The following is a 25,873-nucleotide window of genomic DNA, read 5'->3' as shown; positions in this document are numbered from 1 at the left end:
CGTCAGCGCACCTTCAACGTGGCAAGGCCGATCAGCACCAGCACGACGCTGATGATCCAGAAGCGCACGATCACCCGCGGTTCGGGCCAGCCCTTCAGCTCGAAGTGGTGATGGATCGGCGCCATGCGGAAGATGCGCTTGCCGGTCAGCTTGAAGCTGGCTACCTGCAGCATCACCGAGACGGTCTCGAGCACGAACACGCCGCCCATCACGATCAGCACGATCTCCTGGCGCACGATCACCGCCACGCAGGCCAGCGCCGCGCCGATGGCGAGTGCGCCCACGTCGCCCATGAATACCTGCGCCGGGTAGGTGTTGAACCACAGGAAGCCCAGGCCCGCGCCCGCCAGCGCGCCGCAGAAGATCGAAAGCTCGCCGGCACCGGGGATCGACGGGATGCCCAGGTACTCGGAGAACACCTTGTTGCCGGCCAGGTAGGCGAACACGCCCAGCGCGCCGGACACGAGCACCGAGGGCATGATCGCCAGGCCGTCCAGGCCGTCGGTGAGATTCACCGCGTTGGAGAAACCCACCACCATGAAGTAGGCCACCACCACGAACAGCACGCCCAGCGGCACGGCCACCTGCTTGAACAGCGGCACGTACAGCGCGGTCTCGGGCGGCAGCTGGGCGGTCTTGTAGAGGAACACCGCCGCCGCCAGCCCGAACACCGACTGCCAGAAATACTTCCAGCGCGAGGCCAGCCCGCGGCTGTCCTTCAGCACGAGCTTCTTGTAGTCGTCGTAGAAACCGATTGCGCCGAAGGCGATCAGCACCGCCAGCACGATCCACACGTAGCGGTTGTGCAGGTCGGCCCACAACAGCGTGGCAATGGCGATCGCCAGCAGGATCATCACCCCGCCCATGGTCGGCGTGCCGGCCTTGACCAGGTGCGTCTGCGGGCCGTCGCTGCGCACCACCTGGCCGGCCTTGAGCGCGGCCAGCCGCATGATCAGGCCCGGTCCCAGCAGCAGCGACATCGCCAGCGCGGTGAGCGCCGCCATGATCGTGCGGAAGGTGATGTACTGGAACAGGTGCAGGGCGGTGAAATGCCGTGCCATCCAGTCGGCCAGCTCAAGCAGCATTGATCGGGCCTCCGGAGGCGTCGTGGGATTGTTTGAGTGCGGACACCACCTGCTCCATGCCGGCCGACCGCGAGCCCTTGACCAGCACCGTGAGGCCGGCATGCAACTGCCGCGCGAGCGAGTCGGCCAGGGCGGCCTTGTCCGCGTGATGCTCGCTGCCCGCGCCGAAGGCCTTCGCTGCCGCCGCGCTCAGCGGGCCGACCGCGAACAGCCGCTCGATGCCGGCTGCCTTCGCACGTGCGCCGATGCCTTCGTGCAGTGCGCGTGCCTCGGGGCCAAGCTCGGCCATGTCGCCGAGCACCAGCCAGCGCTCGCCGGTGGCCAGCGCGAGCGTGTCGATCGCCGCGCCGACCGAGCCGGGATTGGCGTTGTAGCTGTCGTCGACCAGGGTCCAGCCGCCGGGCATCGCTTCGCTGCGCAGCCGGCCAGGCACGCCTGGCACGTGCTGCAGGCCGGCGACGATCGTCGCCAGCGGCACGTCCAGCGCCAGCGCGATCGACGCCGCGGCCAGCGCGTTGGCAATGTTGTGGCGCCCAGCCAGCGGCAGCGCCACCTCGGCCTCGCCCTCGGGCGTGCGCAACAGGAAGCGCGAGCCGTCGACGCGCTGCTCGAGGATGGTCGCGCCGACGTCGACGTGTCCATCCAGGCCAAAGTGCAGCGTCGCGCGCGAGCCGGCCAGGCCTTCGAAGAATCCCGCGAAGGCGTCGTCGGCATTGATGATCGCCACACCGTCGGCCGGCAGCGCCTGGTACAGGGCGCCCTTGGTTTCGGCCACGCCCTCGAGGCTGCCCATCCGCTCAAGGTGCGCCGGTGCAATGGTATTGACGAGGCCAATGTCAGGCCGCGCGATGGCGGCGAGATAGGCGATGTCGCCCGGCTTGCCGGCGCCCATTTCCAGCACCGCGTATTCGCTGTCGGCAGGCATCGCCAGCAGGGTCAGCGGCAGGCCCAGCTCGTTGTTGTAGTTGCCCGCATTGACGTGCGTGCGACCGTGGCGCGACAGGATCGAGGCGGTCAGCGTCTTGACCGTGGTCTTGCCGTTGGAGCCGGTGATACCGACCAGGCGCACGTCGCGCTGCGCACGCACTGCACTGGCGAGGTCGCCGATCGCCAATTGGGTGTCATTGACCAGCACCTGCGGCAGGTCGACATCGACACGGCGGGTGACCAGCGCCGCGGCGGCCCCTCGAAGCGCGGCCTCGCGCACGAAGTCGTGGCCGTCGACGCGCTCGCCCTTGATCGCCACGAACAACTCGCCCGACTTCAGCCGGCGGGTATCGATCGCCACCCCGGCCACCTGCAGGTCGGGGCCGAGCAGGTTGCCGCCAGTCCATACCGCGATTTCGGAGAGACGCATCATGCGTGGTTCTCCCGGGCCGGACCGGCGAGCGCAGCGCGGGCGACGGCGAGGTCGTCGAACGGGCGCTTGCCGGCGGCGCCTTCCTGGTAGGTCTCGTGACCCTTGCCGGCGATCAGCACCACGTCGTCGGCGCCGGCCTGGGCGATCGCCAGGCCGATGGCTGCGGCGCGGTCACGCTCGACCGTGGCGGCGCGCTGCATGCCGGCGCGGATCTGCGCCACGATGAGATCGCCGTTCTCGCCGCGTGGGTTGTCGTCGGTGACGATCGCCAGATCGGCCAACCGCTCGGCGATCGCGCCCATCTGGGGACGCTTGCCCGCGTCACGCTCGCCGCCGCAGCCGAACACGCAGACCAGCCGGCCGGCGCAGTGCGCGCGCAGCGCGGTCAGCGCCTGTTCCAGCGCATCGGGCGTGTGCGCGTAGTCGACCACCACCAGCGGATGGCGACCGTCGCCGCCGAGGCGGTTCATGCGGCCGTTGACCGGCGTGAGCGCCTCGACCGCCTCGACGATGCGTGCGAACGGCTCGCCCAGCGCGCCCAGGCAGGCCACCACCACCAGCAGGTTGGCCACGTTGAAGCGGCCGAGCAGCGCACTGCGGATCGCGTGCGCGCCCCATGGCGTGCGTAGTTCGAAGCATAGCCCCTCGGCCGAGGTCACGACGTCGGCCGCGCTGACGTCAGTCGTGCCGCCGATGCTGGTGCGCAGTATGCGCATGCCGTTCGGCAGGCGATCGGCGAGCGCGCTGCCGAAGGCGTCGTCCACGTTGACCGCGGCGGCTTTCACCCCGGGGAGGGCGAACAGCTTGGCCTTGGCCGCTCCGTAGGCTTCCATCGTGCCGTGGTAGTCGAGGTGGTCGCGCGTCAGGTTGGTGAACGCCGCGACCTCGAAGCCGACCGCACCGACGCGCCCCTGCTCGAGCGCATGCGAGGAGACCTCCATCGCCACGTGCGTCGCGCCCTGGTCGCGGAACCGCGCCAACAGCCGCTGCACGCTGATCGCATCCGGCGTGGTGCGTTCGCCCTCGTCGAGTGCGCCGTACAGGCCGGCGCCCAGCGTGCCGATGCTGGCCGCGCTGCGGCCCAGCCGCGACAGCGCCTGGGTGATCAGCTGCACGGTCGAAGTCTTGCCGTTGGTACCCGTGACGCCGACGATGTGCAACGCGCGCGAGGGGTGGCCGTAATAGCGCGCGGCGATTTCGCCCAGGCGCGCGTGCAGGTCGTCGATCCACAGCACCGGCACGCCGGGCGTGAAACCCGCCACCGCCGGCGCTTCGGCCAGCACCAGCGCGGCGCCGCGCGCCACCGCCTCGGCGGCGAAGGCGATGCCGTGCGCGCGGGTGCCGCGCAGCGCGACGAACGCCTCGCCGGATTGCACCTGGCGCGAGTCGAGGTTGAGGCCGCAGATACGAAGATCGCCGAGCGCACCTGCGTCGGCGAAACCGTCCAGCAACGTGGAGAGCGGGAGCGTCGTCACGGCTCATCCTCCACGGGCGCGTCATCGATCGGCGTGTCGGTGGGCGGCTTGCTGCCGGCCAGGCCGTTCGGACTCATCAGGGGTCCGCCGGCGTACCAGCGTCCGATGTTGTCCGGCGGCACGTCGAGCAGGCGGAGCGCGCCCTCCATCACCCGCGCGAACACCGGAGCCGACACCATGCCGCCGTAGTAGCTGCGCTTCTGCGGGTCGTCGATGATCACCACGCCGACCAGCCGCGGATGGCTTGCCGGCACCAGGCCGGCGAAGGCAGCGGTGTAGTTGGTGCGCGAATAGCCGCCTGCTGCGGCTTTGTGCGCAGTGCCGGTCTTGCCCGCCACGATGTAGTTGGCGATGCGGGCGGTGGTCGCGGTGCCGCCCGGGGCGGTGACCGTCTCCATCATCTGAACGATCTCGTCGGCCACTTGTGGCGAGACGATCGCCCGGGGGTCGTTGTCGGCGCCCTTGATGAAGCTTGGCGTATGCATGACGCCGTGGTCGCCAAGTGTGGCGTAAGCGTTGGCCAGCTGCAGCGGCGTCACGTTCAGGCCGTAGCCGTAGCCCATGATCGCCTGTTCCAGCGGGCGCCAGTCACGGCCGATGCGCAGCAGGCCGGAAGATTCGCCCGGAAAGCCGCTGTTGGTGCTGTTGCCGAAGCCGAAGGCGCGATAAGTGTTGTACATCAGCGCCGTATCGAGCGTCATGGCGATACGCGCCGCACCCACGTTGCTCGATTTGGTGATCACGCCGGTCGGCGTGAGCAGCCCGTAGTTGTGCGTGTCGTGGATGTCGTGTCCCTGGAAGTACCAGTGACCTCCGGTGGTGTCGATCAGCGGACTGGTCGGCGTGTACTTGCCGCTGGACAAGGCGGCAGCCATCAGCACCGGCTTGATCGTCGAGCCAGGTTCGATCAGGTCGGTGACGGCACGGTTGCGGCGGTCGGAGAACTTGCTGCCGGCCAGCGCATTGGGGTTGTAGGTCGGCAGGTTGACCATCGCCAACACTTCGCCGGTAGGCACGTCCAGGATCACCATCGATCCGGAGGCCGCGTCGAACTCGGTCAGCGCATTCTTCAGCTCGTTGTAGGCAAGGAACTGAATGCGCCGGTCGATGCTGAGGGTCAGGTTCTTGCCCGGCTTGGGTTCGCGCACCTGCTCGACGTCCTCCACCACATGGCCCATGCGGTCGCGGATCACCCGCTTGGCGCCAGGCTTGCCGGACAGCCAGTCGTCGAAGGCGAGCTCGAGTCCCTCCTGCCCGTGGTCGTCGATGTTGGTGAAGCCGAGCACGTGCGCGGTCACCTCGCCGGAGGGGTAGTAGCGGCGAAATTCGCGCTGCGCATTGATGCCCGGAATGTCCAGGTCCAATACCGCCTGCGCGGCCTCCGGCGGCATCTGCCGGCGCAGGTAGACGAATTCGCGATCGGCGCGCTGGGCCAGGTGTTCCTTCAGTTCGCCGGCATCGACGCCGAGCGCGGCTGCGAGGTCGGGAATGCGGTCGGCATTTTCCAGCACCTGCGGCGGATTGGCCCAGATCGACATCACCGGCGTGGACACCGCCAGCGGCTCGCCGTTGCGGTCGAAGATGGTGCCGCGCGAGACCGGGATCTTCACCTCGCGCAGGAAACGTGCGTCGCCCTGGTCCTGGTAGAACTGCTTCTGCATCACCTGCAGGTCGAACGCGCGCGCAACCAGCCCGAGCGAGGCCAGCGACAGCACGCCAACCACCAGCAGCATGCGCCGGCGCGGGCTGGGGCCGGCGCCGCGGCGGCGGCCACCGGGGGATGGCTGCATCGGCCGGCGCGGATTCATCGGCGCACCAGCTGGATGTCTTGCGGCTTCGGCGTGACCATGCCGAGCTTGCTGCGCGCTTCCTGGTCGATGCGCCGCGGCTCGGCCCAGGTCGCCTGCTCCAGTTCGAGCCGGCCGTACTCGACGTTGAGTTCGTCGCGCTGGTTCTGCAGGCGGGTCAGGTCGACGAACAGCACGCGGCTCTCGTGGCGCGTCCATACCACGCCGATCGCGCTGGCCAGCACGGCCAGCAGCAGGATCACCAACGCGACGCCGGCAAGCGCCCTCATGCGAGTTTCTCCGCCACGCGCAACACCGCCGAACGTGCACGCGGGTTGACCGCAAGCTCCTGCTCGGATGGAAAACGCGCCTTGCCGACCGCAGCCAGCCGCGCGGGCTTCGCCGCCACCGGCGGACCACGCCGGCTGCCCTGCACGCGACCGGAATGATCACGAATGAAGTGCTTGACCGCGCGGTCCTCCAGCGAGTGGAAGCTGATCACCGAAAGCCGCCCACCGACCTTGAGCCGTTCCAGCGCCGCATCAAGGCCGCGCTGAACGGCATCGAGCTCGCCGTTCACGCGGATGCGCAGGGCCTGGAAGCTGCGCGTGGCCGGGTGCTTGCCGGGCTCGCGGCGGCCGATGGTGCGCTCGATCAGCGCGGCCAGCTCGCCGGTGCGCGCGATCGGCGCCTCGGCGCGGCGCGCCACGATGGCACGGGCAATCTTGCGGCTGAAGCGCTCCTCGCCGAAGGTCCACAGCACATCGGCAATCTCGTGCTCGTCGGCACGGGCGAGGAACTGCGCAGCGCTCTCGCCCTGCGTGGTGTCCATGCGCATGTCCAGCGGCGCGTCGGCCATGAAGCTGAAGCCGCGTGCGGCCTCGTCCAGCTGGGGCGAGGAAACGCCCAGGTCGAGCAGCACACCGTCGAGGCCGGCGGCGGTTTCATCCCACTCGGCCAGGTCCGCGAAATTGCCGTGGCGGATCGACACGCGCGCATCGTCTGCAAAGGCCTCGCGGGCGGCGGCGACGGCGGCAGGGTCGCGATCCATGAGCAGCAGCCGGCCGTCCGGCCCCAGGCGCGACAGCACCGCGCGAGCGTGACCGCCGCGCCCGAAGGTGCCATCCAGATACCGCCCGCCTGCCTGCACGGCAAGGCCCTCCACCGCTTCGCCCAGCATCACCGGGATGTGCCGCAACTCGGCCACGCCGCACTCTCCCGTCCCGTCTTCGTCCCGCACCGAAAGCACCGCGCCTTAGAGGCGCAGGTCCGCCATGTCGTCAGTGATGTCGTCTTCGCCGAGGGTCTGGCGGATCTTGGCCAGGTGCGCCTGTTCGCTCCACAGCTCGAACTTGTTGCCCATGCCCAGCAGAACAGCTTTCTTCTCGATGCCGGCAGCGGCACGCTGGCTGGCCGGCAGCAGGACGCGCGAGGCGCCATCCGGCTCGACCACGGTCGCCGCGCCCACCAGCTTCATCTGCAGGTTGCGATGCGGCGCCTTGACCATGGGCAGCGCGTTGACCTGGTCGCGTACCTTTTCCCACTCGGCGTAGGGAAACAGCCACAGGCAGCCTGTCTCGAACGGGCTGTAGGTGACCACCAGCCGATTGGCGCAGGCGCCCGCGACCAGCTCCCGATACGCAGTCGGGATGGCCAGCCGGCCCTTGTCGTCAACGGTGATGGCGGTCTCGCCCTGGAACACCCGAGTGGACTCCACTGATTCCCACGATTTCACACAGGGTCCCACGATACGTCTCGCCTTTTGAGACGTCAAGGGAATTTTGCTTGCGAATCAAGGAGAAAGGCGGAAGTGTGGACGTATTTCCAGCCGTTTCGGAGGAAGGTCGGCAAGGTGATTGAAAGCTGGGGAAATTTCCAAATCGTTTGTGCGTCAGATCACGGGCTTTTCGTGACCGGCAAGGAGGGGACATGAACTACCCGTTCAGGCCCTGGCCCGACCCACGCGGGAGCGGGCCGCGCGGCCGGAACGAAAAAGGGCCAGGGTGGCGCGATCCCTCGCGCCACCCTGGCCCTTCCCTGGCGACGCGCGGAGCGCGCGCCGCCGCAAGAGGCGGAGCCGGCCTGTAAGCCGGGTTCTGTACGCCTTGCGGCGCGACAGTCATTCCTCTCGGCCAGGCGTCGCCACCTGGCTCCAGCGACCTACCCGGGAACAACGCGGGCCGCGTTATCGTTCCCCTATTCGGTCTTGCTCCGGGTGGGGTTTACCGTGCCGTGCGGCGTTGACCCCGCACGCGGTGCGCTCTTACCGCACCCTTTCACCCTTACCTGTGCCCTTGCGGGCCATCGGCGGTCTGCTCTCTGTTGCACTGGCCGTCGGCTCGCGCCGCCCAGGTGTTACCTGGCACCCTGCCCTGCGGAGCCCGGACTTTCCTCGACGCACTTGTGATGCGACGCGACTGTCCGGCCGACTCCATCGCCGATTGTAGTGGAATGTGATGCATGGGCGGGCCCTGTCGCGCCCACGCGGTCAGCCGACGGCAGGTTGAGCGGCTCACGATGCTTCGTACAGGCTCTTGCGCGGCGCGCCAGTGATGGCCGCGGCGAGCCTGGCGGCTTTCGCCGGAGACAACTCCTCACGCAGCAGCGCAAACACCCGCTGTCCTTCGGCCAGCCGCGCGTCAGCCTCTTCGCCGCGCCCGCCGATGAGGATCGCGCACTCGCCACGCTGCTGGTCCGGGTCGCCAGCCACGCGCTCGGCCAGCTCATCAAGCGGCTCGCCGATCACTGTCTCGAACAGCTTGGTCAGTTCACGCGCCAGCACGGCCTCGCGCGCGCCGCCGAACACCTCGCGCATGTCGGCCAGGCTTTCGGCCACACGATGGGAGGACTCATAGAAGATGAGCGTCCGCGGCTCGCCCGCCAGCTCCTGCAGGCGGCTGCGCCGTGCGGCCGCCTTCGGCGGCAGGAAACCCTCGAAGACGAAACGGTCGCTGGGCAGGCCGGCGACCGACAGCGCCGCGATGGCAGCACAGGCACCGGGCACCGGCACGCAGCGGATGCCTGCCGCGCGCGCCGCACGCACCAGGCGGAAGCCCGGGTCGCTGACCAGCGGCGTGCCCGCGTCGGAAATCAACGCGACCGATTGCCCTTCCAGCATGCGCCGCACGAGACCGTCGACCACCTCGCGCTCGTTGTGCTCGTGCAGCGCCACCAGCGGCACGTCGACGTTGTGGTGAAGCAGCAGCGGCCGGCTGTGGCGGGTGTCCTCCGCCGCAATCACATCGGCCGCGCGCAGCGTCGCGATCGCGCGCGCCGAAATGTCGTCGCGGTTGCCGATCGGCGTGGCGACCACCGACAGATAGCCGGGCTGGACAGTAGGCATCGGAACTCCGGGGCAGTGTGCAAAGGGCGCGCGGCACGATCGGCTATGATCGCTCACCATGTCGACCACGACCAAGGGACACTCCATGCGATTGCTCCGCGCCGCCGGCCTCGGCCTGCTGATCGCCTTGGCCTCAAGCGCCTGCGTGCCGACCAAGGTGACCCGCTCGCCGCAGGAACTGGCCGCCGCGCAGCACGCCGAGCAGCTCGCCAGCCAGGGCCAGTTCGACCAGGCCGTGCAGGCCTATCTCGATCTTGCGCGACAGACCGGCGACGCCGACCACTACCGCGTCATGGCGGCAGAGGTGTACCGCGAGGAAGGCGCCATCGACCAGGCCACGCCGCTGCTCGACCAGGTGCACCGTCCACGCCTGGAGGCCGAAGACGCCGCCCGCTACGACCTGCTCCGCGCCGAACTGGCGCTCGCCCACCACGATGCGCACACCGCGCTGCAGCTGACCACCCAGCCCACGCCGGTGCCATCCGCACTCGAACTGCGCCTGCTCGAACTGCGCGCCCGCGCCATGGAAGCCAGCGGTGACCTGTGGGGTGCCGCGCGCACGCGCGTGCAGATGGATCCGCAGCTCGAAGGCCTGGACCACACGCAGAATCGCAAGCAGATCCTCGACCTGCTCGGCCGCCTGGGCGTCGAACCGCTCAAGCGCCGCGGCACTGCCATGCACCAGGGCGACCGCATGCTGCCCTGGATCAACGAGGCGCTGACCCAGCTCGGCGTGCCGGTGGCGCAGCCACAGCCGGACCTCGACCAGCCGGTCGGCACCATGCTGCCCGGCGCCAACGCGAACGTGCGCGAGGGCTATCGCATGCCCGCGAACGTGGCGTTGCTGCTGCCGCTGGGCGGCAACTTCGCCGGCGCCAGCGGCGCGATCCGGCAGGGCTTCTTCGCCGCCTATGCCGACACCGCCCGCAACAACGCGCCACGTGCCAACGTAAAGGTGTACGACAGCGGCGGCAGTGCCGACAGCGCGCTGAAGGCCTACCAGCAAGCCGCCAGCGACGGCGCCCAACTGATCGTGGGCCCGCTCACCCGTGCCGAAGTTGCAGCGGTATTCGGCCAGGCGCAGCTGCCCGTGCCGGTGCTTGCGCTCAACCATCCGGACGACAGGAGCCTGCCCGCTGCCGGCGCCACCGAGTTCGGGCTGCTGCCGGAGACCGAAGGCGCGCAGGCCGCGGACCACATGGTCGAACGTGGCCTCCACGGTGCCTACGTGATCGTGTCCGACGACGACTTCGCACAGCGTGCCGCCGGCGCCTTCAAGGCAGAACTGGAAGCGCGCGGCGGACACGTCGCCGGCATGGCCACGCTGCCGCCCGGCAAGGTGAACTACGCCAATGCCATTGCCGGCCTCAACATGCCTACGTCGGCCACGCCACTGGCCGGTACCGAGCCCGCACCGGCCATGTCGGCACCGGCCGCCGCCGGCAGCGTGGCGGTCGTCCCTGCTCCCGTGCCGACGGGCGACACGGGCATCTTCATCAGCATGCGTCCGGAACAGGCACGGCTGCTGCTTCCGCAAATGCACATCGCTCACGTTGGGCTGCCGGTATTTGGCACCTCGCACATTTACGCCGGCGTGGACGACGCGGCGGCGGACCGCGACCTGGACGGGGTGGAATTCTCCGATGCGCCGTGGCTGTTCGATGCCCAGCCTGGCCTGCCCAACCACGATGCGATCGCCGCCCAGCTAACCGCCGCGCGCGGCACCTCGGCCCGGCTGTTCGCGTTCGGCATGGACGCGTGGAATCTGGTGCCCTATCTCGACTGGCTGCGCGACCATCCGGGCAGCTACCTGCCTGGCGCCAGCGGCCAGCTGGCCGCCGACCAGTTCGGCCGCGTACGCCGCGTACTGGTCTGGGCACGCTTCCAGGACGGCCTGGCGCGCCCGCTGACCGGCAGCCTGCAGCTGGATGACGTGCCCTCGGCAGCGCCACCGGTGAACGAAGGCAGCAGCACACCGATGCCTGCCACTTCCACTGGCGTGCCTCCGTCCAGCTCGACCGGCCTGCCGCCCGCGGACCACTGATGCGTGCCGCCGGCGAAGCGTTCGAACAACGCGCCTGCCGCGAGCTCGAACGCGCCGGCCTCAAACCGCTGGCCCGCAACTACACCACGCGCCACGGCGAACTGGACCTGGTCATGCGCGAGGGCGATACAGTGGTGTTCGTCGAGGTGCGTTACCGCGTGCGTGCGGGGCACGGCGATGCAGCAGCCTCGGTCACGCGAGCCAAGCAGGACAAACTGATCCGCACCGCGCAGCTCTGGCTGGCGGCGCATGCCCAGCACGCCAATCGTCCCTGCCGCTTCGACGTTGTGAGCTACGACGGACCCGCCGCCGACGCGCAGATGCACTGGCTGAAAGGCGCCTTCGAAGCCGACTGAGCTTTCGGTCATGCCACTACCCGATCCCTTCCTCCACGCACTGCAATCGATCTTCGGCGATGACGTGCACACCGGCATGGCCGAACGCCTCGCCTACGCCTATGACAACTCGCGCCTGAACGCGCAGCCCGACGCCGTGGTTTTCCCGACCGAGCACACCCAGGTCGAAGCGCTGGTGTGTGCCTGCCGCCAATACCGCATCCCGCTCGTCGCGCGCGGTCGCGGCAGCAACACCACCGGCGCCACGGTGCCGGTCGAGGGCGGCGTCGTCGCCAGCTTCGAGCGCATGAACCGCATCCTGCGGATCGATCCGGCGAACCGCCTGGCCGTGGTCGAACCAGGCGTGATCAACGGCGACCTGCAGCGCGCGCTGGCACCACATGGGCTGTTCTGGCCACCGGACCCGAGTTCCTCGCCCTGGTGCAGCATCGGCGGCAACCTCGCCTGCAATGCGGCAGGGCCGCGCGCGGTCAAGTACGGCACCCCGCGCGAGAACACGTTGGGCCTGCGCGCAGTCGCCGGCACCGGCGAAGGCTTCCGTTGCGGCACCTTCACCAGCAAGGGCGCCACCGGCTACGACCTCACCCGCCTGCTGATCGGCTCGGAAGGTACGCTGGCGCTGGTGACCGAAGCGACGCTCAAGCTCACACCCAGGCCATCGGCCATCCGCACGCTGCGCGCGACCTACCGGGACGTCGGCACCGCCGCACAGGCGGTGGCGCGCATCATGGGCCAGCCGGTGACGCCCTGCGCACTGGAGTTCATCGACGAGACTGCGCTCAAGCTCGCACACGCGCATGCCGGTAACGACGTACCGCTGGCAGGCGCCCTGCTGATGATCGAGGTGGACGGCGAGCCCGACACGCTCGACGCTGCCGTTCATGCGGTTTCCGCCGCCGCGCGCGGCGAGGGCCTGGAGTCCCTGCACGTGGCTACCACCACTGAAGAAGCCCAGAAGCTCTGGGCCGCGCGCAAGGCGCTCTCGCCGGCGCAACGCACGATTGCGCCGGACAAGATCAACGAAGACGTGGTGGTGCCGGTCAGCCGCTTGCCGGAACTGGTGCTGGGCATCCGGCAGCTGGCCGCGGAGCATGACGTGCTGGTCGTGACGTTCGGCCACGCCGGCAACGGCAATCTCCACGTCAACCTGCTACCGCGCGACGCCGCCGAACGCGAGCGCGCACAGGCCTGCCTGGCAGCGGTCTTCGCACGGGTGATCGAGCTCGGGGGCACCCTGTCCGGCGAACACGGTATCGGCCGGGCCAAGCGCGAGTTCATGCCACTGGCGCTGCAGCCGGCGACGCTGCACCTGATGCGCGAGGTAAAGCGCGCCTTCGATCCGGACGGCATCCTCAATCCGGGCAAGCTGCTGCCCTGACGAAGCGGGCGAACGCAGCAAGGATTACCATGCATCGTTTCGCCTCATGCTCCCCATGCCCCGCTCCCCGCTCGACCGGCTGCTCGCCGAGATCCGCGCCTGTCAGATATGCGCTGCGCAGTTGCCCGACGGCGTGCGTCCGGTGCTGCAGGCCTCCGCCACTGCGCGGCTGTTGATCGTGAGCCAGGCGCCGGGGCGCAAGGTGCACCTGAGCGGCGTGCCGTTCGACGACGTCAGCGGCGACCGCCTGCGCGACTGGCTGGGCCTGGACAAGGCCGCGTTCTACGATGCCGCGCGGGTGGCCATCGTGCCGATGGGCTTCTGCTTCCCCGGCACTGCGCGCGGCGCCGACCTGCCGCCGCGACGCGAATGCGCACCCACCTGGCACCCGCGGCTGTTGCCGCTGCTGAAGAAGGTCGACCTGACCCTGGCGATCGGCCGCTTTGCGCAGGTGGGCCTGCTCGGCCCGCTGGCCGGCGCCAGCCTGACCGATACGGTGCGTGACTGGCGCATGCACCTGGCCGGTGGCGTCCTGCCGCTGCCGCACCCGAGCCCCCGCAACCAGCTGTGGACCAAGCGCAACCCCTGGTTCGCGGAGGAGTTGCTGCCGGTGTTGCGCGAACGCGTCGCCCGCATACTGCACTCGTAGGATCAGGCGCGGCGGCCGAGGATGAGGTGCAGGCCGAAGGCCACGAATACCGCGCCTGCGAAACCATCGGTCCAGCGCGCCAGCCGCAGGTAGCTGCGGCGCATCGCCGGCAGCGCGAAGAACGCGGCGACCAGCGTGAACCACGCAAAGGTCTCCACCACGATCAGCACCCACAAGCCCCAACGCGCAGCGGCGCCTGCGCGGTCGCCCAGAAAAGCGGAGAAGACGCTGCCGAAATAGACCACCACCTTCGGATTGGCCAGGTTGGTCAGCAGGCCCGCGCGCAGCGTGGCCAGTTCGCCGCCGGGCGTAGCCATGACCCCACCGTGCAAGGCGGGCGCCGGCGCGAAGGCGCCACGCAGCATGCGCAAGCCCATCCACGTGAGATACAGACCGCCAGCGACGGCGATCAGCTGCTGCAGCCACGCCAACCGGTGCAATACCAGTTGCAGCCCGAGCAACGCCAACGCCGACCATAGGCTGATGCCGAGGGTGATGCCGAGCACGCCGAACAGCGCCTGGCGTCGCGAGCGACTGACTGCGGTCTGCGAGACAAAGAAGAAATCCGGCCCAGGACTGAACAGCGCAACCAGATGAACGATGGCGATGGTGAGGAACAGATCCATGGAGGGTCCGGGCGACGGAATGACGCGCAAGTGTAGGCCTCCGGGCTGCTTCAACATCATGCGACCGGTGAGAGTGCGCTGCGCCGTGCCTTGCCCACCCGCATCCCTTTCTCTAACCTGCCGGACTTTGCGGCCAGGGCGTTCGTCCCCGGGCTTTTTGCGGGGGGAAAGCACATGCGGGACTTTGCGCCATGAACATCAAGCTGCGCCTGATCGTGATGAACTTCCTGCAATTCTTCGTATGGGGTTCATGGCTCACCACCATCGGCGCCTACTGGTTCCAGACCCGCCACTGGGGCGGCGCCGAGTTCGGCGCGATCTTCTCGACCATGGGCATCGCCTCGCTGTTCATGCCGGCGATCACCGGCATCATCGCGGACAAGTGGATCAACGCCGAGCGCCTGTACGGCGTGCTGCACCTGGGCGGTGCGCTGATGCTGTTCGTGGTGCCCTCGATCGACAACCCGGCCACGCTGTTCTGGGTGATGCTGGTCAACATGTGTTTCTACATGCCGACCATCGCGCTTTCGATCACGGTGGCCTACAACGCGCTGAAGTCGGAGGGCGTGGACATCGTGAAGGTGTATCCGCCGATCCGCGTGTGGGGCACGGTCGGGTTCATCGCCGCGATGTGGGCGATCAGCCTGCTGCACATCGAGATGTCGCCAGGGCAGTTCCGCATTGCCGGCGTCGCGGCCGTGCTGCTGGGCCTGTACGCTTTCTCGCTGCCGCCATGCCCGCCCCGCGACACCCGCCACACCTCGATGATCGACGTGCTCGGCCTGCGCTCGTTCGCGCTGTTCAAGAACTACAAGATGGCGGTGTTCTTCCTGTTCGCGATGGCGCTGGGTGCCGCATTGCAGTTGACCAACGCCTACGGCGACACCTTCCTGCACGACTTTGGCAAGGTCGACGCGTACAAGGGCCTGATCACGGTGCGTTACCCGAACATCGTGCTGTCGATCTCGCAGATGTCCGAAACACTGTTCATCCTGGCCATTCCGTTCTTTCTGAAGCGTTTCGGCATCAAGAAGGTCATGCTGATCAGCATGGTCGCCTGGGTACTGCGCTTCGGCCTCTTCGCCTATGGCAATCCGGCCGAACTGCTGTGGATGATCATCCTGTCGAACGTCGTCTACGGCATGGCGTTCGACTTCTTCAACATCTCCGGCTCGCTGTTTGTCGAGGGCCAGGCCGACCCGCAGATCCGGGCTAGCGCCCAGGGCCTGTTCATGCTGATGACCAACGGCGTAGGCGCGGTGCTCGGCAGCTCCATCAGCGGCCAGGTGATCGAGCGTTTCTTCACCGCTACGGACGGTGCCCTGCAGTGGCACGGCATCTGGCTGACCTTCGCCGGATATGCACTGGTGGTGGCGGTGCTGTTCGTGATCCTTTTTCGCCACGAGCACATCCCGGAGAACGCGGCGCGGGCGAACCTGGGTCACCAGGCAGGCATTTGATTCTCCTGACACAGTCCATGCCGAGCGTTGGCGCAACGCGATCTATCCGCTGCATGCGGGTACCACCGGACCGGTCTGGCGCACCGTCGTGATCGCCTCCGGGCTGCTGCCGCGGTTCCTCCTGGTGACGGGCCTGCTGTTCTGGCGGGCACGCACGGAGCGCGCGACCGGGGCCGCACCCCGCTCGTAGAAGCGGCGGCGATACAATGGCAGGATGCAGATCGGCCCGTACCGCATCGACCCGCCCGTGGTGCTCGCGCCCATGGCCGGGGTCACCGACAAGCCCTTCCGCCTGCTGTGCAAACGGCTCGGCGCGGGGCTGGCCGTGTCGGAGATGACCACCGCGGACCCGAAGCTCTGGCACACCCGCAAGTCGCTGCACCGCATGGATCACGCCGGCGAACCGGAGCCGGTCAGCGTGCAGATCGCTGGCTACGACCCGGGCATGCTGGCCGAGGCGGCGCGTTTCAACGTGGCCAATGGCGCGCAGATCATCGACATCAATATGGGTTGCCCGGCCAAGAAGGTCTGCAACGTATGGTCGGGCTCGGCGCTGTTGCAGGACGAGCCGCTTGTGGCGCGCATCTGCAAGGCGGTGGCCGACGCTGTCGAGGTGCCGGTGACGTTGAAGATCCGTACCGGCTGGGATCACGAACACAGGAACGCCCTGAGCATCGCGCGCATCGCCGAAGACAGCGGCATCGCCGCACTTTCGGTGCACGGGCGCACGCGCGCGGACAAATACGAGGGCGAGGCCGAGTACGACACCATTGCCGCGGTGAAGGCCGCCGTACGTATCCCGGTGCTCGCCAACGGCAACGTCACCAGCCCCGAGCGTGCCCGCCACGTACTCGATGTGACCGGCGCCGACGCAGTGATGATCGGTCGCGGCGCGCAGGGGCGCCCATGGATTTTCCGCGAGGTCGCCCATTACCTCGCCACCGGCGAGAAGCTGCCCGAGCCCACGCCTGCCGAGGTGGCCGCGATCCTGCTCGGCCACCTGGAACACCTCTACGCCTTCTACGGCGAGCACGCGGGTGTGCGCATCGCGCGCAAGCATCTGGGGTGGTATGCCAAGGATCGGCCGGAGAACGTCGCGTTCCGGCATGTGGTCAACCGGGCCGAGGGCGCCGGCGAGCAGTTGCGCCTGACCGCCGAGTACTTCGCCGGTCTCGGCGAGCTGCGGCGTGCCGCGGCTTGACTTCTCGCCGATAGGAGCCCTCTCCCGGGAAGAGGGAGCCAGGCGCACGTTTAGCCGTCCAGCCGTCCGCCGCCTGAACGGGTATGAAACCTTCACCCCTGGGTAGTACGCTGGCCTGCAATCTGCCACGGCCGCGTGTATCATGCGCGGCTTCTTTATCTCTGTATCCGAAAGGAAGGATATAACCCGCGATGAGCAACTACCTCTTCACCTCCGAGTCGGTCTCCGAAGGCCATCCCGACAAGGTCGCCGACCAGATTTCCGACGCCGTCCTCGACGCCATCCTGGCGCAGGACCCGCGCGCGCGCGTGGCGTGCGAGACGATGGTGAAGACCGGCGTGGCCATCGTCGCCGGCGAGATCACCACTTCCGCCTGGATCGACCTGGAGGGCCTGACCCGCAAGGTGATCCTGGACATCGGCTACGACTCCTCCGACGTCGGCTTCGACGGCGCTACCTGCGGCGTGCTCAACCTGATCGGCAAGCAGTCGCCCGACATCAACCAGGGCGTGGACCGCAAGAAACCCGAGGAACAGGGCGCCGGCGACCAGGGCCTGATGTTCGGCTACGCCACCAATGAGACGAAGGACTTCATGCCGGCGGCGATCTACTACTCGCACCGCCTGGTCGAGCAGCAGGCCAAGATCCGCAAGAAGAAGAACTCCCCGCTGCCGTGGCTGCGTCCGGACGCCAAGAGTCAGGTGACGCTGCGCTACGAGAACGACGTGGCCGTCGCCATCGACGCCGTCGTGCTCTCGACCCAGCACGACCCGGGCATCAAGCAGAAGGACCTGGTCGAGGCGGTGCGCGAGGAGATCCTGAAGCCCGTGCTGCCGGCGAAGCTGCTGCACAAGGGCACCAAATTCCACATCAACCCGACCGGCAAGTTCGTGATCGGCGGCCCCGTGGGCGACTGCGGCCTGACCGGCCGCAAGATCATCGTCGACACCTACGGCGGCTGGGCCCGCCACGGCGGCGGCGCGTTCTCGGGCAAGGATCCGTCCAAGGTCGACCGCTCGGCCGCCTATGCGGCGCGCTACGTGGCCAAGAACATCGTCGCCGCCGGCCTGGCCGACCGTTGTGAGGTGCAGGTTTCCTACGCCATCGGCGTGGCGGAGCCGACCTCGATTTCGGTGACCACCTTCGGTACCGGCAAGATCGCGGACGAGAAGATCGAGAAGCTGATCCGCAAGCACTTCGACCTGCGCCCGTACGGCATCATCAAGATGCTGGATCTGATCCACCCGATGTACCAGCAGACCGCCAGCTACGGCCACTTCGGCCGCCAGCCCTACGAGATGAAGGCCGCCGACGGCAGCACCTTCACCGCGTTCTCGTGGGAGAAGACCGACAAGGCCGAGGCGCTGCGCGCCGACGCCGGGCTGGGTGGCAAGCGCAGGTAAGCGCACCCTTGGTCAACAAAAACCCGCGGCTCGCCGCGGGTTTTTTTTGTCCGTCTGCTGCCATGCGGCCGACGGCAACCTCAGTCGTCGCTACCTTTCGAGGTCGTCCGCTTCGACTTGCGATCGGCAAGTTGCTTGGCCGCGTGATGGTGCGGGCGGTGGCCGGAGCGACGGGCGGCACCGCGGTGTTTCACACGCCGCGGTGCCGAAGCGGGCGCCGGATCGGCCTCGGCGCTGGCGATCGGCGAGAGCGCGGCCAGCACGCGGTGGGCCACGCCGGTAGGCGGTTGGCCCGCGGCGGCCAACGCAGCGGCCGCTTCGCTCTGCTCGAAGCCGGCGTCGAGCAGGCTGGCCATCAACGAATCGCGCTTGTTGGCCGTGCGTCCGCCCAGCACCACGGCGAACAGCCGATGGCCATCGCGCACGGCGGTGGAAGCCAGGTTGAAACCCGAGGCCGCGGTGTAGCCGGTCTTCAGCCCATCCATGCCGTCGTAACGGTCCATCAGGTGGTTGTGGCCGTGCACCACGCGACCTTCGAAGGTGAACTGCGTGGTCGAGAAGTAGTGCGCGTACTGCGGGAAGTCCCGGTAGAGCGCCATGGCGAGCGTCAGCAGGTCGCGCGCGGTGGACACGTTCCTCGGATCGGGCAGGCCTGAGGCGTTGTCGAAGTGCGTACCGGCCATGCCCAGCAGTGCCGCCTGGGCGTTCATCATATCGGCGAAACCCGTTTCCGTGCCGCCGATGCTTTCTGCCGCCACGGTAGCCGCGTCGTTGGCCGACTTGGTCACCATCGCCAGGATGCAGTCCTGCACCGTGATGGTCTGGCCCGGGCGCAGGCCCAGCTTGCTCGGTTCCCGGTCGGCGGCCCAGCGGGACACCGGCAGGTTGTCTTCGAGGGTGAGGCGGCCGGCCTTGAGCTCGCGGAAGGTGAGGTAGAGAGTCATCATCTTGGTCAGCGAGGCCGGATAGTTCTGTTCGTCCGCGTTGACCTGGCCCAGCACGCGCCCGGTGGTGGCGTCGACCACGATGGCCGCCTGGCCGGCGTGGGCCACGCTGGCGACCAGCCACAACAGGGTGATGGCCAACAGGGCGCCGAGGCGGCTGGACGAAAACGATTCTGGACTCACACCGGTATTCCCCGCCGCCGACGACGACGTCATGTCACGTAGAGCAGACCTTAATCCAGGCCGGCTTCAATATCCACCGAAAAGCCATAAGTTGGTCGTGCAAATGGCTGTTGTTCCGCCCTTTTGTGGCGAGGTTGTGCAACGCGTCCTGTCGAGCCCGCCTGGCGGGTGCTTCCAAGTACTGCTTCGCTTCGCACCACCGGCGGGGCGTCCCGTGGGGGCTTCCCTCGTCGCATGCGGAAACGCACCCCGGGCGCACTACTTGCCGACTGCCGCCAGCGCTTCCTCACGCACGCTGCGCATGCCTGCGTTGAGGGTATCGGGCTGCATCGCGATCACCGGTTGCAGGTAGGTCGCTAGCACGTGCTTCGCGGCCGCGGTGTCGTGCAGCTTGAGCAGGGTGACGTACAGCCGCGAAGCGCTCTCGATGGTGTGCGCGTCGGTGTTGCCGAGCGTGCGGGCGCGGCCTTCCAGCGCCTTGGCGTGGGCATCGCGCGCCAGCGCCCAGTGGCCGCCTCCCGCCTCGATGCGCCCGACCAGGTCGTAGGTCGCCAGCGTCATCGGATGGTCGTCGCCAAGCTGGCGGCGCAGCGCCGCAAGCACCTGCTCGCCCTGCACGCGGGCCTCGGCATGTTCGCCGTTCTCGCACAACAGGCTCGCCAGGCTGCCGCGGGCGTACAGGGTACTGATGTGGTCCGGGCCCAGGCTGCGGGTGCGGCCCGCCAGGACCGCGCGCTCCATGGCAATCGCCTCGGCGTAGCGGTCCTGCTTGGACAGCAGCCGCACCATGTCCGTCATCGCATCGAGCGTGTGCGGGTTGTCGGGGCCCAGCACACGCCGGTCGCCCTCGATGATCGCCTCGAGCCGCGTGTGCACCTGCGCCATGGTGGCCGGATCGAGCGCCAGCCGCACTTCGTTGGATGCAGCCAGCGCGCGCGCCTGCAGGGTCAGCGGATGGTCGGGGCCCAGGCGGCGCTCGCGGATCGCCGCGACGTCCTGCGCCAGGGCCAGCGAGCGTTCGTATTCGTTGTCCTGCGAATAGAGCAGCGTGGCCAGCGTGAGCGTGGTGGCGAGCGTTTCGGGATGTTCGGCGCCGAAGGTCTGGCGGTACAGCGGAACCAGTTGTTCCAGTTCCGCGCGCGCGCGGTCGCGCTGGCCCAGCAGGGTCAGTGTCTCGACACGGTCGCGGCGCAGGCGCAGCAGGCCCTCGTCGGTGGCAGGCAGGCGGCGCGCCAGGCCGGCGTAGAGCGCCTCCTGCTGGTCCAGCGCCTGCTTGAGGTGGCCCTGGGCGGCGAGCACGCGCGCGCGACCGGAAAGCGCGGCCACCTGCAGGGGGTCGGCCTGCGGCAGGGCCGCGGCGGCCGGCAGCGCACTGGCGTACACGCTTGCCGCCTGTTCCAGCTGGCCGCCCCGGTAGAGCGCCTCGCCGAGGTCCACACGAGCGGAGACCAGCGCTGCCGCAGCCGCCGGCAGCTGCTGCTCGCGCACCTGTACCACCTTGCGCAGCTCGGTGGCCGCGTGGCCGTAGCTGCCGATGGTCAGCAACACGCGCGCCAGCGACTGGCGCAGATCCGCGCCGAGCAGCGGAGCATCGGCGAAATCCTTGTCCAGCCGGGCCAGCGCATGGCTCACCACGTAGGTATCCAGTGCGTCGCGCGCCGGCCCGGAAGCGGCGATGCCGGCGAACGCCTGCTCCAGCTGAGCGCGGTCCGTCGTCTGCGCCGGCATGCCATCGAGGCGCGCCAGGACCAGCGTGCGCTCCCCATGGGTCAACGCATGGCCCATCGCGTCGATGTCGACGCTCTGCAGCATCGACTGCTGGAAGTCGACCATGCGCTCCAGGTCGTGCTGGCGCTGCTCGGCCAGACGCTGCGCCGCGCGGGTCTGCGCCAGCGCCATCAGCGAGGCGGTGAGGCCGGCCAGCACGGCGGCCAGCACCATGCCTGCGGCTGCCAGCGGCCAGCGATTGCGCTGGGCGAATCGGCGCAACCGGTACCACTGCCGTCCCCGGCGTGCCTTCACCGGACGCCGCGCCAGGTAGTGACGAAGGTCCTGCGCGAACTCCGCGACGCTGGCGTAGCGCTGGCTGACCTGCCGGCGCAGCGCCTTGAGCACGATCGCGTCGACGTCCGCCGGAATCGAGCGCCAAGGGCGGTGCTGGTCGGCCGGCGCCTCCCGCAGGCTGCGGCTGGGCGCCTGCACCTGGCCGCCGACGATCGCGTTGGACAGCAGGTGCGGGGTGACCAGGTGCTGGTACGGCCGGCGGCCGGCGATCAGCTGGTAGAGCACCACGCCCAGCGAATAGACGTCCGCTGCGGTGGTCAGCGGTTGCTGTTCGATCTGCTCGGGACTGGCGTAGGCGAGCGTAAGCGCATGCGCCGCGGTCGCGGTCGCGAGCACCTGGCCGCCTTCCTCGATGATGCGGGCGATGCCGAAGTCGAGCAGCTTGGGCGTGCCGTCGGCGGTGACCAGGATGTTGGCCGGCTTGATGTCGCGGTGGATGACCAGGTTGCGATGAGCGAACTCGACCGCGTCGCAGACCTTCAGGAACAGTGTCACGCGCTCGTTGAGCGACAGTGCGTGCGCATCGCACCACTCGTCGATGCGCCGCCCCTCGACATACTCCATCGCCAGGAACGGCCGACCGCTGTCCATCATGCCGCCGTCGAGCAGGCGCGCGATGCCGGGATGCTCCAGCCGCGCCAGCAGGCGGCGCTCCTGGCTGAATCGCTCGTGCAGGATCGGCGAGCCTTCGTTGGCGGCGTGCAGGAACTTCAGCGCGACCTGCTGTGAAAAGCCCTCGTCGCAGCGCTCGGCCAGATAGACCATGCCCATGCCGCCCTCGCCGAGCAGGCGCACGATGCGGTAGTTGCGCGGCGCAGTGGCCTGCGCCTGGTGGCCGCTCAGGTCCGGCGCCGCCGCAGCCGGGGCAAAGGGCAGCGTCGCAGTGTGGGTGCGTTCGATCGCATCGAGCATCCAGCGCACTTCTCGCGCGAGCTCGGCGTCTTCGCCCACCTCTTGGTCGATCAGCGCATCGCGTGCGGACGCATCCACGTCCATCGCCGCCATGGCGATGCGCTTGGCCTCGACATAGCGGTCCGTCAGCTGCCTTGCCATGGCGACTCCCCCCGGGTCCGGACGTCCATTATGGCGCCGAATTCACGGAGGAATCACATTGCGCGCAAGGCGGCTTTCAGCGGCCCCGGTCCTTCCCTTGAGCAGGATGGCTAGACCTTGGCCAGGATCCGCACGTCTGCCGAGCCGCCGGCCCGGAATGCCACGGTGCGCGAGCCGATCCGCTCGAAGCCGAGGTCGATGCTGTCGCCGCCCACGTCCAGTTTGTGCAGGGTCAGGCGGTCGACGCCGGCGGGCAGGCTCGGGCGGTCGATGCGCACCTCGCCGCGGCGGCCATCGACGGTGACGCCCAGGCACGCCTGCAGCATCATGAACACCGAACCGGCCGCCCAGGCCTGTGGCAGGCAGGCGACCGGGTAGGCGATCGGCGGCTCACCGGTGGCGCGGGGAAAGCCGCAGAAAAGTTCGGGCAGGCGCATGCCGAAATGCACGGCCGCCTCGAAGGTCTCGCCGAGCAGGCGCACGGCATCGTCCCGCTCGCCGTAGTGCGCCATGCCGGCAGCGCAGATGGCCACGTCATGCGGCCACACCGAGCCGTCGTGGTAGGACATCGGGTTGTAGCGCGCCTGTTGCATCGCCAGGGTGCGCACGCCCCAGCCGCTGTCGAAGGGCGCCGAGCGGAACTGGCGGATCACCTTCCGCGCTCGCCACAGCTTGGGCAGGCCGACATAGAGCAAATGGCCTGCGTTGGAAGCGCGCACGCGGCACAGCGTGTCGTTGCCGTCGCGGGCGATGCCGTAGTTGCCCATCTCCTCGTCCCAGAACAGCTCCTCCACCGCCTTGCGCATGGCGAGCGCGCGGTGGCGCCACTGCGCCGAGGCGTCGTCGTCGCCCCGCCGCTCGGCCAGCCGTGCCATCGCGATCAGCGCGGCATAGACGTAACCCTGCACTTCCACCAGCGCGATCGGCGCCGGCGGGATGGTGCCGTCGGCGTGGAACACCGAATCCTCGCTGTCCTTCCAGCCCTGGTTGAGCAGGCCGCCCTTCTCGCCCTGAGCGTAGGTAAGGAAGCCGTGCGGGTCCTTGTCGCAGGTGCGCTCGATCCAGCCCATCGCGGCAGTGAGCGCAGGCCAAAGCTTGTCGATGAACACTTCGTCGCCGGTGCGCTCGGCATAGGCACCGGCGAGCATCACGTACAGCGGCGTGGTGTCGACGCCGCCGTAGTAGCGGCCGAACGGCACCTCGCCGAGCTCGGCCATTTCGCTTTTGCGCGTCTCGTGCATGATTTTGCCCGGCGCCGAATCGCGGAAGGCCGAGGTCTCGTGTGCCTGGTGCTCGGCGAGGTAGCCGAGCACGCCACGCGCCAGGCTGGCGTCCAGCCACAGCAGCTGCATCGCCGTGATGATGCCGTCGCGCCCGAACGGCGTGGCGAACCAGGGAATGCCTGCGCAAGGGTACGGCCCGGTGGGGAATTCGCTGACCAGCAAGGCGATGTCCGCGCGCGAGCGCTCCAGCCAGGCGTTGAACAGCCGCGCATTGCTGCGTGGGCGAGCCCCATGGCCGCGGCGCCGGCGCATCGCCCGGCGTGCCTTGGCGGCGGCGGCGCGGAAGCGCTCGCGGCTGGGTTGCGCGTGATCCGGGCCGATTTCGACATAGAGCTCGGTGTTGCTCAGGCGCGGCAGCACCAGCCTGAGTTCGGCCGAATCACCGTCCAGCCGGTCCGGCAACGTGGACAGGCAGATCACCGAACAGCGCGTGACCCCGTCCAGGCCGTCGTAGCGCAGCGCCACCGACGTTTCGCCGACCTTCGGTTCGTGCAACGTGCCGCGCTTCTTCCGCGACGTGCCGCGCACCTCGAAGATGTCGCGGAAGTCGGCACCGAAGCGCAGCGCCAGCGTCACCTGCACCTCGCTGTCGCCGTAGTTGACGCAGGCGATGCGCTCGTACAGGCGCGCGTCCCATAGAAAGCGCATGCGCTGCAGGTGGATCACGCCCTGCGGCGTGGCGCGCTCGCCCATCGGCGGCAATGGCTTGTTGGAGAGGTTGGCGGTGAACAGCACGTTGTCGTGGCTGATCGCGGCGCTGAGCAGCGAGGGCGGTTTGCCGCCCAGGTCCAGGGTGAAGTGCGACAGCATGCGCGTGTCGTTGTGGAACAGGCCACTGGCATCGCCGCGGATATCGCCGTAGGCGTCGCAGACGACGAAAGTATCGCCGGACTTCAACGAGTACTGCCCGCGTGAGGTGCCGGCCGAAGGGGTTTCGTCGTCCTGCGTCGCTTCGCTCATCGTGTCGCCTCCCGGGCCACCGGCCAGGCCGGCAGCGCCGGCGCGACGCGGCAACGTCGTTCGTAGAGATCCACATAGTTGCTGGCCATGATTTCGGCCGAGAAGCGCCGCTCGAACGCGGCACGTACCTGATGGCGGTCGACCTGTGGCAGTCGCCGCACCGCCTGCACCGCCTCGGCCTCGCTGCCGACGATGAAGCCGCTGATGCCCTCGTCGATCACCTCCGGCACCGCACCGCAGTTCCAGGCGATCACCGGGGTGCTGCAGGCCATCGCCTCGATCATCACCAGGCCGAAGGGTTCGGGCCAGTCGATCGGGAACAGCAGCGCCGCCGCATTGCCCAGGAAGCGCTCCTTGTCGGCCTCGCCGATCTCGCCGATGAATTCCACCAGCGGATCGTCCAGCAGAGGCTCGATTTCCTCGCGGAAATAGGCGCGGTCGGCCAGGTCGACCTTGGCCGCGATCTTCAGCGGCATGCCGCTCAAGCGCGCGATCGCGATGGCACGGTCGGGCCGCTTCTCCGGCGATATGCGCCCGAGGAAGGCCAGGTAGCCCCCGGACGGCCGCGGATGCGGGCGGTGCAGGCTCTCGGGCAGGCCATGGTGCACGGTGCCCGCCCAGTTGGCGAAGTGCAGCGGCTGGCGCTGGTCGTGCGAGATCGACACCAGCGGATAGTGGGGCCAGCGCCGGTACACCTCGCCGAGATCCTTCAGGTCGAGCCGGCCGTGCAGGGTCGTCAGCGTGCGCCCGGCGCAATCCTCGAACATCGGGAAATGCAGCATGTCGACGTGGAAATGCAGCACGTCGAACTCGTCGGCGCGGCGGCGCACTTCCTGCAGCATCGACAAGTGCGCGGCCAGCTCGGATTTCTGCTGCACCGGGTCGAGGCGGATTGCCTGGTCGCGCACCGCCACCAGTTCGGCACGCGTGCGCGCATCGGCGCTGGAGAAAAGGGTGACGTCGTGACCGAGCTCGACCAGGGTGTCGGTGAGCCAGGCGACGATGCGTTCGGTGCCGCCATAAAGCCGTGGCGGCACGGACTCGCAAAGGGGGGCGATCTGGGCAATGCGCATGAATATCCTCGGCGCCCGAAGCCTCCGAGGTGGCGGGCGCGTTAAAAGACTGTGCGCGCCGCAGTCCGCTGGAACGTATCCGCTCGACCGTATCGCCAGGTACGTATCGTCTAGAACATATCGTCTAGAACGTATCGGCTAGAATC

At 68.6% G+C, this 25,873-nt stretch carries 20 protein-coding genes, 1 other RNA gene and 1 pseudogene; 8 read left to right on the top strand and 14 right to left on the bottom strand.

Annotated elements, in window-relative coordinates; all coding sequences use genetic code 11:
• Positions 1-2 precede the first annotated feature (2 nt).
• From mraY to rsmI, 9 genes are all read right to left on the bottom strand, one after another.
• A complete protein-coding gene (mraY, locus tag BMZ38_RS16205; protein WP_091340170.1) occupies positions 3-1,085 on the bottom strand; it encodes a phospho-N-acetylmuramoyl-pentapeptide-transferase in 1,083 nt (360 codons plus the stop codon).
• Positions 1,075-2,445: a UDP-N-acetylmuramoyl-tripeptide--D-alanyl-D-alanine ligase gene (locus BMZ38_RS16200; protein WP_091340166.1), complete on the bottom strand. Its 1,371-nt coding sequence runs from the start codon at positions 2,443-2,445 to the stop codon at positions 1,075-1,077. Before BMZ38_RS16200 ends, mraY begins: the two co-directional genes overlap by 11 nt.
• The gene (locus tag BMZ38_RS16195) at positions 2,442-3,920 is read right to left on the bottom strand and encodes a UDP-N-acetylmuramoyl-L-alanyl-D-glutamate--2,6-diaminopimelate ligase (protein ID WP_091340163.1); all 1,479 of its coding nucleotides are present in this window, start codon (positions 3,918-3,920) and stop codon (positions 2,442-2,444) included. Before BMZ38_RS16195 ends, BMZ38_RS16200 begins: the two co-directional genes overlap by 4 nt.
• Entirely contained in the window at positions 3,917-5,728 is a 1,812-nt protein-coding gene (locus BMZ38_RS16190; protein WP_091340161.1) for a peptidoglycan D,D-transpeptidase FtsI family protein, read from the bottom strand. The genes BMZ38_RS16195 and BMZ38_RS16190 overlap by 4 nt, the downstream gene beginning before the upstream one ends.
• On the bottom strand, positions 5,725-5,997 hold the full coding sequence (gene ftsL, locus BMZ38_RS16185) for a cell division protein FtsL (protein ID WP_091340158.1): 273 nt from the start codon (positions 5,995-5,997) through the stop codon (positions 5,725-5,727). Before ftsL ends, BMZ38_RS16190 begins: the two co-directional genes overlap by 4 nt.
• Positions 5,994-6,914, bottom strand: a complete 921-nt coding sequence (gene rsmH / locus BMZ38_RS16180; RefSeq protein ID WP_091340157.1) for a 16S rRNA (cytosine(1402)-N(4))-methyltransferase RsmH — start codon at positions 6,912-6,914, stop codon at positions 5,994-5,996. The genes ftsL and rsmH overlap by 4 nt, the downstream gene beginning before the upstream one ends.
• 48 nt (positions 6,915-6,962) lie before the next feature.
• Positions 6,963-7,409, bottom strand: coding sequence for a division/cell wall cluster transcriptional repressor MraZ (mraZ, locus tag BMZ38_RS16175; protein WP_091340154.1), 447 nt, complete (start codon positions 7,407-7,409; stop codon positions 6,963-6,965).
• A gap of 367 nt (positions 7,410-7,776) precedes the next feature.
• An RNA gene (gene rnpB, locus BMZ38_RS16170) (RNase P RNA component class A) lies at positions 7,777-8,140 on the bottom strand.
• A 79-nt stretch (positions 8,141-8,219) separates the two neighbouring features.
• Positions 8,220-9,050, bottom strand: coding sequence for a 16S rRNA (cytidine(1402)-2'-O)-methyltransferase (rsmI, locus tag BMZ38_RS16165; RefSeq protein ID WP_091340152.1), 831 nt, complete (start codon positions 9,048-9,050; stop codon positions 8,220-8,222).
• A gap of 85 nt (positions 9,051-9,135) precedes the next feature.
• On the opposite strand from rsmI, the gene BMZ38_RS16160 reads away from it, so the two are divergent.
• The 4 genes from BMZ38_RS16160 to BMZ38_RS16145 are packed head-to-tail and all read left to right on the top strand — an operon-like array spanning position 9,136 to position 13,477.
• Complete coding sequence (locus BMZ38_RS16160; RefSeq protein WP_091340149.1) at positions 9,136-11,094, top strand: penicillin-binding protein activator; 1,959 nt, start codon at positions 9,136-9,138, stop codon at positions 11,092-11,094.
• Positions 11,094-11,450 carry a YraN family protein gene (locus BMZ38_RS16155; RefSeq protein ID WP_091340147.1) on the top strand — a complete coding sequence of 119 codons (357 nt, stop codon included), beginning with the start codon at positions 11,094-11,096 and terminating at the stop codon, positions 11,448-11,450. Before BMZ38_RS16160 ends, BMZ38_RS16155 begins: the two co-directional genes overlap by 1 nt.
• Positions 11,451-11,460: 10 nt before the next feature.
• Complete coding sequence (locus BMZ38_RS16150) at positions 11,461-12,828, top strand: FAD-binding oxidoreductase (protein ID WP_091340144.1); 1,368 nt, start codon at positions 11,461-11,463, stop codon at positions 12,826-12,828.
• A gap of 55 nt (positions 12,829-12,883) precedes the next feature.
• Positions 12,884-13,477: a uracil-DNA glycosylase family protein gene (locus tag BMZ38_RS16145; RefSeq protein ID WP_091340141.1), complete on the top strand. Its 594-nt coding sequence runs from the start codon at positions 12,884-12,886 to the stop codon at positions 13,475-13,477.
• Positions 13,478-13,479: 2 nt separating this feature from the next.
• Here the strand turns inward: BMZ38_RS16145 and rhtC are convergent, their stop codons facing one another.
• The gene (rhtC, locus tag BMZ38_RS16140) at positions 13,480-14,103 is read right to left on the bottom strand and encodes a threonine export protein RhtC (RefSeq protein ID WP_091340139.1); all 624 of its coding nucleotides are present in this window, start codon (positions 14,101-14,103) and stop codon (positions 13,480-13,482) included.
• 191 nt (positions 14,104-14,294) lie between these two features.
• On the opposite strand from rhtC, the gene BMZ38_RS16135 reads away from it, so the two are divergent.
• From BMZ38_RS16135 to metK, 4 genes and pseudogenes are all read left to right on the top strand, one after another.
• Positions 14,295-15,563: a nucleoside permease gene (locus BMZ38_RS16135; RefSeq protein ID WP_091340137.1), complete on the top strand. Its 1,269-nt coding sequence runs from the start codon at positions 14,295-14,297 to the stop codon at positions 15,561-15,563.
• Between the two features lie 19 nt (positions 15,564-15,582).
• A pseudogene (locus BMZ38_RS17660) lies at positions 15,583-15,753 on the top strand (PepSY domain-containing protein); the annotation flags it as partial.
• 24 nt (positions 15,754-15,777) lie between these two features.
• Complete coding sequence (dusB, locus tag BMZ38_RS16130; protein WP_091340135.1) at positions 15,778-16,764, top strand: tRNA dihydrouridine synthase DusB; 987 nt, start codon at positions 15,778-15,780, stop codon at positions 16,762-16,764.
• Positions 16,765-16,955: 191 nt separating this feature from the next.
• Positions 16,956-18,167, top strand: coding sequence for a methionine adenosyltransferase (metK, locus tag BMZ38_RS16125; protein ID WP_091340133.1), 1,212 nt, complete (start codon positions 16,956-16,958; stop codon positions 18,165-18,167).
• An 80-nt stretch (positions 18,168-18,247) separates the two neighbouring features.
• On the opposite strand, the gene BMZ38_RS16120 is transcribed toward metK, so the two are convergent.
• The 4 genes from BMZ38_RS16120 to BMZ38_RS16105 form a co-directional block, all read right to left on the bottom strand.
• Positions 18,248-19,294, bottom strand: a complete 1,047-nt coding sequence (locus BMZ38_RS16120) for a D-alanyl-D-alanine carboxypeptidase family protein (RefSeq protein ID WP_245747324.1) — start codon at positions 19,292-19,294, stop codon at positions 18,248-18,250.
• Positions 19,295-19,552: 258 nt separating this feature from the next.
• Complete coding sequence (locus tag BMZ38_RS16115; protein WP_091340129.1) at positions 19,553-22,411, bottom strand: serine/threonine-protein kinase; 2,859 nt, start codon at positions 22,409-22,411, stop codon at positions 19,553-19,555.
• A 110-nt stretch (positions 22,412-22,521) separates the two neighbouring features.
• Positions 22,522-24,654: an amylo-alpha-1,6-glucosidase gene (locus BMZ38_RS16110; RefSeq protein WP_091340238.1), complete on the bottom strand. Its 2,133-nt coding sequence runs from the start codon at positions 24,652-24,654 to the stop codon at positions 22,522-22,524.
• Positions 24,651-25,727, bottom strand: coding sequence for a glycosyltransferase family 4 protein (locus BMZ38_RS16105; protein WP_091340126.1), 1,077 nt, complete (start codon positions 25,725-25,727; stop codon positions 24,651-24,653). Before BMZ38_RS16105 ends, BMZ38_RS16110 begins: the two co-directional genes overlap by 4 nt.
• Positions 25,728-25,873 lie beyond the last annotated feature (146 nt).

This window comes from Frateuria terrea, assembly GCF_900115705.1.
In the GTDB taxonomy this organism is placed as follows: domain Bacteria; phylum Pseudomonadota; class Gammaproteobacteria; order Xanthomonadales; family Rhodanobacteraceae; genus Frateuria_A; species Frateuria_A terrea.
This window is presented reverse-complemented; position numbering and strand designations above follow the sequence as displayed.

Coding starts and splice junctions, on each gene's coding strand:
- BMZ38_RS16135 (WP_091340137.1), top strand. CDS start 14,295: ATGAACATCAAGCTGCGCCTGATCGTGATGAACTTCCTGCAATTCTTC.
- ftsL (WP_091340158.1), bottom strand. CDS start 5,997: ATGAGGGCGCTTGCCGGCGTCGCGTTGGTGATCCTGCTGCTGGCCGTG.
- mraY (WP_091340170.1), bottom strand. CDS start 1,085: ATGCTGCTTGAGCTGGCCGACTGGATGGCACGGCATTTCACCGCCCTG.
- BMZ38_RS16155 (WP_091340147.1), top strand. CDS start 11,094: ATGCGTGCCGCCGGCGAAGCGTTCGAACAACGCGCCTGCCGCGAGCTC.
- BMZ38_RS16200 (WP_091340166.1), bottom strand. CDS start 2,445: ATGATGCGTCTCTCCGAAATCGCGGTATGGACTGGCGGCAACCTGCTC.
- BMZ38_RS16190 (WP_091340161.1), bottom strand. CDS start 5,728: ATGAATCCGCGCCGGCCGATGCAGCCATCCCCCGGTGGCCGCCGCCGC.
- BMZ38_RS16110 (WP_091340238.1), bottom strand. CDS start 24,654: ATGAGCGAAGCGACGCAGGACGACGAAACCCCTTCGGCCGGCACCTCA.
- BMZ38_RS16115 (WP_091340129.1), bottom strand. CDS start 22,411: ATGGCAAGGCAGCTGACGGACCGCTATGTCGAGGCCAAGCGCATCGCC.
- metK (WP_091340133.1), top strand. CDS start 16,956: ATGAGCAACTACCTCTTCACCTCCGAGTCGGTCTCCGAAGGCCATCCC.
- BMZ38_RS16105 (WP_091340126.1), bottom strand. CDS start 25,727: ATGCGCATTGCCCAGATCGCCCCCCTTTGCGAGTCCGTGCCGCCACGG.
- rhtC (WP_091340139.1), bottom strand. CDS start 14,103: ATGGATCTGTTCCTCACCATCGCCATCGTTCATCTGGTTGCGCTGTTC.
- BMZ38_RS16145 (WP_091340141.1), top strand. CDS start 12,884: ATGCCCCGCTCCCCGCTCGACCGGCTGCTCGCCGAGATCCGCGCCTGT.
- rsmI (WP_091340152.1), bottom strand. CDS start 9,050: ATGCCTACTGTCCAGCCCGGCTATCTGTCGGTGGTCGCCACGCCGATC.
- BMZ38_RS16160 (WP_091340149.1), top strand. CDS start 9,136: ATGCGATTGCTCCGCGCCGCCGGCCTCGGCCTGCTGATCGCCTTGGCC.
- BMZ38_RS16150 (WP_091340144.1), top strand. CDS start 11,461: ATGCCACTACCCGATCCCTTCCTCCACGCACTGCAATCGATCTTCGGC.
- dusB (WP_091340135.1), top strand. CDS start 15,778: ATGCAGATCGGCCCGTACCGCATCGACCCGCCCGTGGTGCTCGCGCCC.